This window comes from Chitinophaga fulva (assembly GCF_012927205.1).
GTDB classification, from domain to species: Bacteria; Bacteroidota; Bacteroidia; order Chitinophagales; family Chitinophagaceae; genus Chitinophaga; species Chitinophaga fulva.
Window position 1 is genome coordinate 1,145,965 of the sequence record NZ_JABBGC010000003.1, and the last position, 11,990, is coordinate 1,157,954.

Annotated in this window: 8 protein-coding genes; 1 reads left to right on the forward strand and 7 read right to left on the reverse strand. The window is 48.8% G+C overall.

Features of this window, described 5'->3' with window-relative positions:
- The 7 genes from HHL17_RS28010 to HHL17_RS28040 form a co-directional block, all read right to left on the reverse strand.
- Complete coding sequence (locus HHL17_RS28010; protein WP_169228129.1) at positions 1 to 2,211, reverse strand: peptidase domain-containing ABC transporter; 2,211 nt, start codon at positions 2,209 to 2,211, stop codon at positions 1 to 3.
- 124 nt (positions 2,212 to 2,335) lie between these two features.
- Complete coding sequence (locus HHL17_RS28015; RefSeq protein WP_169228130.1) at positions 2,336 to 3,997, reverse strand: hypothetical protein; 1,662 nt, start codon at positions 3,995 to 3,997, stop codon at positions 2,336 to 2,338.
- Positions 3,998 to 4,078: 81 nt separating this feature from the next.
- Entirely contained in the window at positions 4,079 to 4,915 is an 837-nt protein-coding gene (locus HHL17_RS28020; protein WP_169228131.1) for a DUF4397 domain-containing protein, read from the reverse strand.
- Positions 4,916 to 4,945: 30 nt separating this feature from the next.
- The gene (locus HHL17_RS28025) at positions 4,946 to 8,317 is read right to left on the reverse strand and encodes a TonB-dependent receptor (RefSeq protein WP_169228132.1); all 3,372 of its coding nucleotides are present in this window, start codon (positions 8,315 to 8,317) and stop codon (positions 4,946 to 4,948) included.
- Between the two features lie 106 nt (positions 8,318 to 8,423).
- A complete protein-coding gene (locus HHL17_RS28030; RefSeq protein ID WP_169228133.1) occupies positions 8,424 to 9,425 on the reverse strand; it encodes a FecR family protein in 1,002 nt (333 codons plus the stop codon).
- Between the two features lie 82 nt (positions 9,426 to 9,507).
- Positions 9,508 to 10,056 carry an RNA polymerase sigma-70 factor gene (locus HHL17_RS28035; protein WP_169228134.1) on the reverse strand — a complete coding sequence of 183 codons (549 nt, stop codon included), beginning with the start codon at positions 10,054 to 10,056 and terminating at the stop codon, positions 9,508 to 9,510.
- A gap of 152 nt (positions 10,057 to 10,208) precedes the next feature.
- Entirely contained in the window at positions 10,209 to 11,471 is a 1,263-nt protein-coding gene (locus HHL17_RS28040; protein WP_169228135.1) for an outer membrane protein assembly factor BamB family protein, read from the reverse strand.
- 119 nt (positions 11,472 to 11,590) lie between these two features.
- On the opposite strand from HHL17_RS28040, the gene HHL17_RS28045 reads away from it, so the two are divergent.
- Complete coding sequence (locus HHL17_RS28045; RefSeq protein ID WP_169228136.1) at positions 11,591 to 11,974, forward strand: 5-carboxymethyl-2-hydroxymuconate Delta-isomerase; 384 nt, start codon at positions 11,591 to 11,593, stop codon at positions 11,972 to 11,974.
- Positions 11,975 to 11,990: the final 16 nt, after the last annotated feature.

An 11,990-nucleotide genomic window follows, 5' to 3' on the forward strand; every position in this document is an offset into this window, starting at 1 on the left:
TTATTTTCCCAGCTCCAGCTGGTTTTTTACCAATTGATAGTAGGCCCCGCCGCTGGTTGACAGTCTTGCATGGGTACCGCTTTCCACGATGGCGCCTTTATCCATCACCAGTATCTGATCGGCATGTTTAACAGTACTCAGTCGGTGTGCCACCACCACAACGGTCTTCCCGGCGAAGAACTGTTCCAGGTTACGGAGGATAGCGCGCTCATTATGGGCATCAAGGGAATTGGTGGCTTCGTCCAGGAGTACGATGGAAGGATTGCGGTAGATCAGCCGTGCCAGCAGAAGGCGTTGTGTCTGTCCTTCGCTGAGGCCGTAGCCGTCTTTCCCGATCCGTGTTTCGTAGCCGAAAGGCAGCGTGGCGAAGAAATCGTGTATGCAGGCCATGCGGCATGCTTCGTATAGCCGTTCATAGTCTTTTTCCGTGTCGCCGGCGAACACGTTGCCGGCAATCGTATCGCGGAACACATAGCCGTCCTGCATCACCACGCCGCAATGCCTGCGCCAGGAGCGGGCGGAGAGGTCCTGCAAGGATTCATCTCCCAATAGTATTGTTCCTTCCTGTGGCGGGTAGAATTTCAGCAGCAGTTTCAGCAGCGTGGTTTTGCCGCTGCCGCTCATACCCACAATGGCAGTCACTTTACCGGCGGGGATCAACAGACTGATGTTACGCAATACCCATGGAGAATGCCGGTGGCCGTAGCGGAAAGAGACATGATGTAAGCGTATATCCTTTCCTGTTATCTCACCGGGTGGGAGCTGTTTTAACTGAGGCGTATCTTCCTCTGCCTCCTGGTGCACTTCCGCCATCCGCCGGAGGCTGAAGCGGGTGTTCTGCATGGCCCGGATAAAATCCGTGAGCTGCGATACGGGAGCACTCAACTGACCACAGGTGTACGTTACCGCCAGCATGGCGCCCAGCGTCAGTTGACCGTTGACCACCAGCACGGCAGCGAAACAGGTCACCAGTACGTTGCGCGTTTCGTTGATGAACAGCGACACGCCCTGCACCAGCTGGTCCAGCCGCAGGCTTTCCAGCTTTACTGAGATGGCCTGTTCCTGGATACCTTCCCACTGCCCTGTTTTTTTGGCCTCGCTGCCGGTGAGTTTTATTTCCTGCATGGCGCCAAACATCTCCAGCAACATATCCTGATTGGCCGCCAATATGCCGAAGCGCTTCTGGTCCAGCCGGCCGCGCCGTTCGCGAAAGGCATGGTTCCATAATATGCTTGCCGCGCCACCCAGCATAAACAAGGCAAACACCTGCCAGTGGTAATAGAGCAACATGCCTCCCAGCACCAGTATCGTCACCACAGACAGTGCAAAGCCCACCAGTGAGACCGTCAGAAAATCTTCTACCCGCTGGTTGTCTGTCACCCGTTGCATGTTATCTCCAGCCTGACGGTTATCGAAAAAAGAAAGCGGCAAACGCAGGAGCTTATGCAGGAAGTCTTTCAGCATGGCGGTGCTCACGCGGGCGCCTATCCGCAGCAGCAGCCGCGCGCGGACAAACTCCGCCAACATACGGCCCAGGAACAACGCCAGCTGGCCTGCACAGATCAGCAGTATCAAGGATATCTGGTGGTTACGGATGCCGCGGTCCACGATTGCCTGTGTAAGCAGTGGCGTGAGCAGCGCGAAACCGCTGGCCAGCAGTAATGTGAACAGTACCGGTGATAAACTTTTACGATGTGATCGCAGATAGGGCCAGAGGGAGCGTAACGACGCTTTTGTTTCTTCCACTGGCGGCGCTGCGTAAAATGCCGGCGTAGGTTCCAGGAAAAGGGCGCGGCCATAGCCGGAGTTTGCATCTAATTGCCATGCCTCCATGAATTCCGGCAGAGAGTACCGGCTTTGCCGCCCCAGTGCCGGGTCTGCAATATATACAGCCGTTTCCGTGATACGGTACAGCACTACAAAATGTTCCCTCTTCCAGTGCAACACACAGGGCAGCGGTGCTTTTTTTGCCAACACCGTAAAGGGCAGTTCCGCCGGTAATGTTTTAAATCCCAGCTGCTCCGCCGCAGCCATCATGTCCGCAAAGGTGACGCCCTGCCGGGATATGCGGCAGGCGTTGCGGAGGTACTGCAACGGATATACGCGGCCATGATAGGCTGCTATCATCTTCAGACAGGTAGGGCCACAGTCCATGGCATCCGACTGCCGGTAGAAAGGGAAAACATCTCTTTTAAACACTTTTTGAAACATTGTTGCAAATTTAAAGATATACAATAATTGCAACAATGTTTCAAAACCAGACAAATAAAAAAAAGCCGGTTGTAGATTACAACCGGCGCTTTCCAATAAAAGATAGGGTTTTCGCGATAAAAAATTATTTTTTCGGGTATAGTTTGTAAAACGTCACCCCATTGTAGTAGTCACCTTTATACTGATAGTAGTAAATGGCACCTTGCCTGTCCACACCGGCAAACCGCAGGGAGCTGTTGAAGTTCACATATTTGGACTTTCCCGTTTCCTGGTTCTGGTCAGGGGGGAAAGTCCCCACTCCTGCTTCCATGCCCGCATAACAGTATATTGATTTTTCCGCCAGGTTAACAGAAACCAGGGAAGTATTAAACTGAGTCAACACATTGTTATCAGGCAACAGCATAAAGTTACCGTTGTTGATTTCACCAATACCAAAGAAAATTTCCTTTTCGGAATATCTTGTAGCCTGTGCGGTATCATAGGATTTGAAAAGGTAGTTCATCCATTGTGCTGTAGAGGTGCCCACCAGCTCTTGTTGCTGCAGGTCGAGCAATCCAACACTGCTACTAAAATCCGCTTTATCGCAGAACAGCGCACTTGCACCATCCGTAGAAGGGAAATAACACGTGGTCAGGAAGGCACTGTATCCGGGAGCGCCGGGAGCGCCGCCTTCCTGCTGGGAAGCAACAGACCGCACCTCTAATGATGCACTCAACGTACAAAGATTATTAATTACGTCGGAATAATATCCGATCATATCATAATTGTTATTGAGGATGTAATTCTCATACCACAGGTTGTTAGTAGTTACCGGAGGTTCAGGTATTTCGGGCCTGTAAACGTTAATAAAAAACAACTGTCCCGAAGGAGTGGTTTTGATATGTCCTGCTACCAGTTTCAGCGACGAAACATTCCCCTGAAACTTGGAGATAAGCTCCTTCTGGCTTCCCCTCTTCTTTACCAGTGTTCGGTTGAGGGTGGAAATAGCGCCGGAAGCAATATCCATTTTAACAAAGCGGCAGATAAAGTTATCAGTAGTATCAGGCGTATCTTCCTTTACAGCCGCGGAAAAGTAGAGCGTCTCCTCATCAAAGGATACCGCAGAGGAACTTATTTGTGTTATTTCAAATGATTCACTCCCTGCTGTCAGTTTCTGTTTATTTTTTAATATCGTTGTCACAACTCCGTCCGCTAATTTGTACAGACCATCCTTGTTATTGAAATAAACATGACCTGCCCCACTAACACTCGGATCATTTACCATGGAGTTATAAAACGGACGGTACCCACTCAAATCTGCCGGCAAATAGCTTCCTACCTTATCTACCCACAAAGTGGTATCAGTTCTGCTAAGCCCCTGCGCCAGCTGGCGGATAGACACCACAGGCCCTTCATAGGTGAAACCATTAGCGGAAACGGTAACCGGGATCCTGGTACCAAGGCCCATCTCCTTTGTTACCACAAACCGCACCATATCCAGTTTTTTTGTGACGGAGTCCGTCCTGTCCCAGGGAGTTCTGATCATCCAGGGTGCAGTACCTGTTTCCACGGGCACTATCTCTACATTACCCACACGGATAACGGAACCCGGTTTCCCGGGAAAAAAATTGCCCAGTAACATCACCGTATCACCTGTCACCATATTCAATGGATAGGTATACTTGTTAGTATTCCGCCATTGAAGAGAAACCTCACTTGTTACCAACCAGGGACGTTCTTCCACGGTTGTAATATTCTGATCTACCTTTCTGCACGCTGTGGATATCAACAGCAAACAGAAGATCATGATACTCCAATACGAGTATTTATTATTTATATGAAAAAGGTTCAACATCGTTCATTCGTTTTATGCTGTTAACACAGTTCATTAATAGTTTTTAATGGCAGTTGCCTTTAACGTAGCTGGCATACTTACTTGCTGTTTTGTAACAGGATCAATATAGGTATGAGCATTGGCGTATCCACGCAGCAGGACCGTATAGGAATGCCCTGCCTCCATATACAGCGTGGTGGCTGCAACAGGATTTTCCTTATCGGTAGCCTGGTAGAACTTAATACGCATGGTATCCAGCGGCTTAGCCGCAAAGGACTTAAAGTCCTGTATATCTCCATATTTTGTTTCAGCAGCATATTCCGTTGGCACGCTGCCGTTAATCGTAAAAAAGACAGGAGCGCCATCAGGGCAGAAGTTCATCATCCGCAACCGTACCTTGTTGTCTTCCCATTGCAGGTGGTCCGGTACAGCCCAGGTGGAGAACACCCCATCTTTATCGGCGTAGAAAACCGTTACCGGCTGTCCATTAGCAGTAGTTACCTCGCTATTGATCAATGTGCGGTGACTGCTATCTGTCAGCAACAACGTATGTTTGCCAGCCGCCATACGCATATACACCTGCCACTGGACCAGCTGTTTATTGTTATAGGACAATGGCTGAGGGTACTGATACGGATTCTCTTCCGAGAAAAAAGGATGTTTATATATGGCGTCGACAGGCACATAATTAGTGTCCTTACTGTCAACGAGCACAAAAATTCTATTGCCGCCTATTGGTGATTTCGTCTCATCCCGCAGTTTTTCCGAGGCGTTGTAAAAACTGATCTTCCCATCTTCCATCTCCGGTACGGTCACCTCTTTGCTACATGCCGCCACTATCATACATCCCACTATAGCTGTCAGCCAGGTGCTTTTGTTTATCGTTTTCATGAAATCTCTTTTATCGGTAAAAACCTGTTATTAAAATGCGTAGGATAAGGATAGAATAAAATACCGGCCGGGATTATAACTGTTGAAGATGTTATCTCCCTTGTATACTAATTTTCCATCCCGGCCTAAGACCTGTTTTTCTTTATCATACCGCTGATCACGCCCATAATCTTCCACAATGCGCACCGGTTCAGCCAGCAGATTCTGTATACTGAATTTTGCCTGTAACGATTTTACGATACGTTGGGTAACTGACAAATCGAGTAAATGACGGGGAACTTCCAACAGGTCAGGGCGTATCCGCTTCGCATAGTCTTCATACTTCGGGCTGATGAACACACTTTTAGTATAGATACGGGGCCCGCTTACATTATATACCAATCCAATTTTAGTTCCCCATCCTGGATTCTCATAAAACATGCCTGCATTCAGCACATAGGGAGATTGTCCTTGTAACGGCGTACCGGATACCGTAGCAGTGTCCCAATAAATTTCGTTCTGGACCCTTTCTATCGTAGTGCTTTTAACCAATGTTCCATTGACCATTACGGAGAGGTTGCGGAACAACGCACCCGGTATAAAGCTCAGACTTTTTTTCACCTCCAGTTCCACACCATAAATCTCGGCTGAAACAGCATTTCCAAAAGTGATGGTAGTATTATAATAACTATCATTGTACCGGGCGGTATTCACATCTTTACGGAATCTTTCAATCGGGTCTTTCAGGTGTTTATAAAACACACCAAGATTAAACACCTCATTATGTGCCCTGCTATTCGGATAGAACTCAAAACGAAGATCATAGTTATCGATGGTTGCCGTAACCGTCTTAGGGTTTCCCCAGATAAACTCATTGGATTGATAGTCATAGTCGTTGTAAGGCGTGATCTCCCTGAATTCCGGGCGATTCAGGGTACGTCCATAACCGGCACGCACTACAAACAATGAATCAGGGCGGAAGGAGACATTGAAAGAAGGGAGTACCATTGTTTTACGCTTATCAACCGGTATGGATGCAATCACTCCTGAGTATTCTATGGCTCCGGACAAATACTGGCGGTCATATTCCACCCTTACCCCTGCATTCAGCGTTAATTTATCACCCAATATTTTTCCATCAGCCATGGCGTAGAAGGCATTATTCTGCTCACTGGCGGTATAGGCATCAACTGGAGTGGTCAGATCATATATTTTCAGACCGGTATTGTCATCCCGGAAATTAGCGGTATTCCACAACTTCGGTAAGTCCTGCTGGCGATAGGACTGGATGTTCCAGTCGTTATGTCCCCAATCATTAAGCCAGCCCATCTCCGGATCGTTGTTAGGCTGCACAAACATATTTCCCGCAGACAGTCCGCCGCGGTTAACCCAAAACACACGCCTTCCCACCTGCCTCAATTTATATAACTGAAAGGTACCTGCTTTCAGCGTGAACTTAGGGTGTAGCTGCCAGGTGTAATCCACAGACGCATTGTATACATTTTCCTGGTTGCGGATAAACAATCGGGCCATCATACCGCCGAATCCCGTTACAGGAGAGGTAAAACCATAATCTTCCGCTTCTATAGCAGTAGGCCGGCGGTAGAAATGCATGATCCGCAGATCCGGTACGTCCTGCCTGTCAAACGTATAACTCAGGTTCCAGTTAATGTCATGTTTCCCACTGGCGCCCAGCGTGTGTTTACCCATAAGATTGCCGGCATACAGCATACGCTGCTGGAATGACAATATGATATCCCGGTTGATTCCATATTTCTTCCATATTTCTTCCGGTGAATTGCCATGGCTGTTATTGATAGATGTTAACCGGCGGCCTTCATTCACAAAAAAGTTATTGAACGAAAACTGATGTTTGTCATTCAGCTTAAGCGTCAGGTTCTCCATCACATTGATTTTGCCAATTTCTGTGGTCTGACGGCTGTTCATAACGATATTTTTGTCAGCATCATTTTGCACGCTGGTGGTATCCACAGGTCCGTTATAAGCATTGGTATTACCCAGCTGACGGTAATTGTCATAAAACTTCGTCTCTTTGGTATAGGTCACTGAGGTCAGGTTGTACAACTGTTTTTTGCCACCCAGCTGGTAGGCATCATAGTAATTCAGAAAGAACTGCAGATCAGGGCTGCTTTTCCGGGAACCGTAAGCTAAAACAGGAGAGAACTCCTTTACCATGTCAGCCTGTGTTACACTTGTTTTTGTCTGGCTGGAATTAAAATAATCCGGTGAAAAGGATGGCAGTTTACGGGAACCATCATCGAAACCAAGAAAGTCATACTTCCCTCCGTTGTAGCTATTGATATCAGTGAAAGTAGATCCCGGGCGGTGCGCTATCTGCACGCCTACGTCCAGGTGTCTTACCGGCATGGCATTTTTGGTATAAATCTTCACACCGGCACCGGCGTAATCGGCAGCCAGGTCCGCTACCGGAGACTTATACACGAGGATACGGTCAATGATACTGCTGGGCAACAAATCATACGCAAAGGCTTTGCTATATAACTCTGTAGCGGGCGCAATGCTTCCATTCAGATAGGTAAGGTTATAGCGTTCATTCATACCACGCACTACAATAAAACGATCGTCCATCACGGTAACACCGGAGATACGTTTCACTACTTCCGCCGCGTTCCTGTCAGCCGTTTTGCTGATCATTTCATTGGAGATACCAGATACCACGCCGGTAGCACCACGGATTTCCTGCAGCAACTGCCGCTCCGTATTATGCGTAACCGCCCTTACTTTACGGGGACCGGCGTCTACGACTACTTCTTTCAGCGAGCCTCCTGCCTGTAACTTGATGTCATAGCTTCTTTCTTTATTTTCATCCACCGCAATGCGGCTCAGTACATCCCGCTTATAACCTACATAACTGATAACGATGTCATAATTACCTGCGGGAACATTCTCCAATCGGTAAAATCCTTTTTCATCGGTCACCACGCCGTAGGTTGTTCCTGCCAGCTGCACAGTGGCGCCGATCAGCGGTTGGGAGGTTTCAAAATCCACTACCCTTCCCTTCAGCGCGCCTTTGGCGCCGGGCTTGTGATAGGCCGGGTTAGGGCGCAGATAGATCATATTTCCCTTTATCAGGTAATTCAGCGGGCTGCCCTGGAAAAGTTGTTCCAGCACCTGTGTGATAGTGACATTGTTCAATGACAGTGTAACATTTTTACCATAGTCGCGTGCGCTGCCGGCTGTATAGGAAAAAGCATAGCCGGACAATTTTTCCAGTCCTGCGCTCACTTCCTGTAAGGTGGCATTTTTGAAATTCACATTTAGTTTCTTGTTGATGTCCTGTGCTGTCAGGCTGAGACCTGTAAGGGTACAAGTCAGCAGCAACACCATGTGGTAGATGCACCGGACCACCACATGACTGGCGATGGTTCGCTTTTTTTTCATACTTTTAATGACTGTTTGATGGTTATGACAATGGCCATATGGATTGCCCTCCCGTGGCCTTTAGTGACTGTCTTTATCCGTTCCGTCTCATCATGGAACGGATTTTTTATTTCGTCCTGCTGATTTTCACCACATTTCCTTCCTGTTTGCAGTGTACCATGGCGGTCAGCGATAAGATATTCAGCGCTTCGTGCAGGGGAACATTTCTGAAGGTGGTGATCATGGAAATGTCCGCCAAATCCGGTTGTACAAAACGGATCGTGACACCATAAAATCTTTCCAGTTCAGCAGCGACTTCCCGCAGCGGCTGGTTCCTGAATACCAGTACGCCTTCCCGCCAGCTGCCTATCTGCGCTTCATGCTCCAGCAATGTTCTTTTGGTGGCGCCCGTGTATATATTGTAGCGCAATTGTTGCAAGCGGGTGAGACTGGCCAACTGGTGAGAAGGGCTTACCACATCCACCATACCTTCCGCCACGGCTATGCTGATTTCCGGTTGATTTTTCAGAAAACGGATATTAAAAGCGGTACCTACATCGACCGTGGTAATCTTACCGGTCGTTACTTTAAACGGTGTGGTATCATGCTTCACCATAAAATAGGCTTCCCCTTCCAGGAACAGCTGACGGTGATTGTTGCCATAACCAGCGGGGTAGCGAAGTTTACTACCTCCGGCGAGATATACGATAGAACTATCCGGGAGTAATATGCGGGACCTTTTGCCTGGCGGGTTTTCCAGCAGCGTCCACTGACCGGCGACCTTGGACACCTTTGATGGCGTGCTATACCAATGGTAGGCAGCAGCACCGGATACTAACAACAGGGTCACGGCAGCGGCTACACGTCGCCAGCCAGCCCACAGGCTGCGGACCGGTGTTGTCTGATGCGTTTTGGCTAAAAACAGCTGATAGCGGTCCTGTAACGAAGACGTTGCAACGTGCTGCTCCGCCTGTATCTGTTGCCATTCCGCAGCCATCAGGCTTTGTATGCTTTCCGTATAGGCCTTATCGGTAAGGTACTGCTGAATGATGAGCAATTGCTCTTTGGTACATTCCCCATCCAGATATTGTTTGAACAATGCCTGGTCTGCTGCTTTCTGCTGTGACATGCCGGTAGTAATTGAATACACTGGTGCATACGCAGGCATAGGTCTTTTCCCCCATTGGGTAACAATTTGTTAACACTACCTGTCAGAGGATAACGCTGTTCAGGTAGCGCATCATGGCTTCCCGCAGGTGTTTGAGGGCGCTGGCCATTTGATTTTCTACTGTTTTGGGAGATAATTGCAGTTGTTCCGCGATCTGGCGGTAGCTCAAATTTTCCTGCCGGTGCAACAGGAATATACGACGGCGCTGCCGGGGCAAAGCAGCAAGGCTTTGCTGGTACACATGTTCCAGCTCTTTGTATACAAGTGAGTCTAAGCCCGATTCCGCAGGGGTTTGTGCGGCCTCGTCCAGCGACAATAAGCTGTCTACTTTTTTTCGCCACGCACTGATCAGCAGATTACGGGCGATGGTGAACATATAATTTTCAAAGGTCTCTGCCTGGATGTCTTTCCGTTTCTCCCATACCTTATACAAAACATCCATCACCATCTCCTCCGCCCATTCATGGTCCTTGATGAAACGGACAATGTATTTATATAAACGGGGATGGTAATGGAAAAAAATGGCTTCGTATTGTGTGTGATCACCTTGCAGCCAGGAAGCTATGTTCTGCTGAATATCTTGTTGCGGCACGAAAGACCTGGTTTAATGCGCTAAATTAGAATGATTTGAGCAGATGCACTGACAGGGGTGTGTTACCAATATATGAATTTGTAGGAGCGGTTAGTCCGCACAAAAAAGAGGGTGCCGATAGCAACGGACACCCTCTCTTCTCTACTGCAACTTTATTTCAGTTCAACGGCATACAACCGGCCACTGGCCGTAACCGCGTATACAATATTACCTTCTATCACAGGTGCTGTCGCAAACGGTTCCAGTTCATACAACTTGTTCATAACAGCCACCGTAGTGGAAAACAACCCCGGGTCAGCACCTGCGGCCAGATGCCGGAAGCGGATACGGCCGGTACTGTCCAGGTGCTGTGCGGCCAGTTGTTTCCGGCCGGGCGTATCAAAACTATCTACCTGTTGAGGTTTGTTTGTATTCATCAGGAAAAGCCTGCCGGTGAAATCGCCATAGCACAATGCTTTACCTGACAATGCCGGTGCGCTGAAAACATAACCACCACCTTTGTGACGATGCAGTTCTTTCCCGGTGGCGGCATCCAGGCCTACCATCAGGTAACTGTCGGACGTGCCCACATATACGTGCCCGTTAGCCACCGTAGCAGCGCCTACAATCCAGGCATCGCCGGCGCTGTACTCCCATTGTTTGTTACCGGTACGGAGGTCCAGCGCATACAACCGGGCATCCCTGGCACCGATATATACCTTGTTGCCGGTGACCACGGGTGCTGCCTGTATTCCTTCCAGCACGTGGTGATACGTCAGGTCCTCCCTTGTTTTGAACTTCCACAGCAGTTTACCCGAAGCTGCCTCCAACGCATATACGTAAGTGTCCCAGCTGCCGGCGAGCACGATACCCTGCGCACAGGCAGCGCCGCCATGCACCGGTCCGTTGGTTTTGAATTTCCAGCGCAGCTTCCCGGTGGATTTATTGAGAGCGTAGATACAGCTGTCGCTGCTGCCGAAGTAAACAGAAGCTCCATCCGTGGCGGGAGTAGACAGATAAAGATCATACTGGTCTTCCATGTACATCGTGTCGGGCATCATGGCCCATAGTCCTTTGGCGCCGATCATGCGCTCGCCGCCGGTACGGAACTTCCAAACCTCTTTCCCGGTACGTGCATCGAAGGCGTAATAGTGGCCGTCATAACTACCGGCAAAGACAGTGCTGCCGGATACGGTCAGACCGGTAGCGATCCCCTTTTCTACCGCAGCAGTCCATTTTAGGGCGCCCGTCTTCTTTTCGATCGCATGCAGGCGGCCGTTCATCCCGGCTACGAGAATGGATTCACCATAGATAGCGGGGGTAGCAAAAACCTTATCATCTACCTTAAAAAGCTGACGGGAGGTACCAAATTGATGTTGGGCAAGCATGACATGGCTCGCCATCATAAGCAGAAAAACCGTTAAACAATATTTCATCAGGTTGTAGGTTGTGTTTATAAAACCGTAATAAGTACAGATTATCGGGGATTAAAATAACTAAATCCGTCAATTAAACGGTTATCGTTAAATTTGAAGACCACTAAATCATGCTGCATATGCCCCATTTCGTGATAGAATGCTCCCAAAATGTACTGGACATGCAACCGGCGGAAGTTATCATGGACACCGTTTACCGGGCGGCAGAATCGACCGGCCTTTTTGCTGAAAATGATATCAAGGTACGGTTACAGCCCTACGAACTTTACAAGCTGGGAACAGGCAAAAACAGCTTCCTGCACATTTTTGGCAGCATCATGGGCGGGCGTACCACTGCTGAACAGGCCAACCTCTCCAGGACAATCACCCGCCAGCTGGCGCCGTTACTGCCGGATGTTTCGTTTCTGTCTGTCAACATCGACGAGTTTGAGCGGGCCACTTACAGCAACAGATCGCTGATCGACCCGCGCAACACTACCGGTGATCGCTTTTTCCAGCAATAAAGAAAGGCCGGCTAAA